This is a genomic window from Oleiphilus sp. HI0061, from assembly GCF_001635675.1.
Map to the genome: position 1 here is coordinate 1 of NZ_LWFE01000330.1, position 889 is coordinate 889.

Annotated in this window: 1 pseudogene; it reads right to left on the bottom strand. The window is 47.9% G+C overall.

Annotated elements, in window-relative coordinates:
• Window positions 1–889: pseudogene (locus A3735_RS30260) on the bottom strand (hypothetical protein); the annotation flags it as partial.

Genomic DNA, 889 nt, shown 5'->3' on the forward strand with positions numbered 1-889 from the left:
CTTAGATTTCGAATACCATAATTTTCGGTATAGGCCTGCGCCATGGTTTCCCCCATTAGCACACCAAAGGGTGTATCTTCATCAGGCCCGGCAGGAGACGTTCCCGGAAAAGGAAGACCAACAGTCTCTGCCCCCGTATTGACCGGTTCAGGCCCAGCGCCATTACGCCCATGCGGGACTTCGCTTGCACCCGTGTGGCAACCGTTACATTCTATTAATTCCCCTGGAGCGACTTGCAGCCAGTTTTGATGACGCTCACTAGTACGCTGCCCTTTTTCATTTAATACGCTAAGTGCAAAAGCAACATTGGCTGGTACGGTCACCATTACAGATCCATCTGGTTCAATAGGAACATAACCCAGGATTTCCCGCATAGATTGCGCTCGACTTCTACCAAAAGCGGAGTTATCAAAATCACGTACGTTTTCATCAGGTATTGAAACAGCCTTCTCGATTCTTAGAAAACGTTGAGGACGCTCAGAAGGCTCTGTCACCTCAGGATTAGCAAGCGCCGCTAAACCGGCAGGAGACGTATCTTCACCATCAAAGTCATAGACACTGCGAATATGAATCGCTCCTAAACCATTACCAAAGTTTTCCAACTCTACTGGAACGTAGTCTTCCGGTTCTGGCCGACTTGTAACCAACATCACCTGATCGTAGCGATTACCTTCACTCGGTAAGGCAACCACTTTTAAGGTCTTATCGCTCGCATCATAGACATATAAACCATAGAGAGGTGTCGCGGCTTCATAGGTATCTGAAGCGAGTTTCTCTTCGGTACAATATTCTGGCTGGCCTTGTTGATCACCATCTGTTTCAGCATCGATATCGATCAGGGCAACACGACATAAGCTCCAGCTCACCAAGTAACGGTTTGAGCCATCAT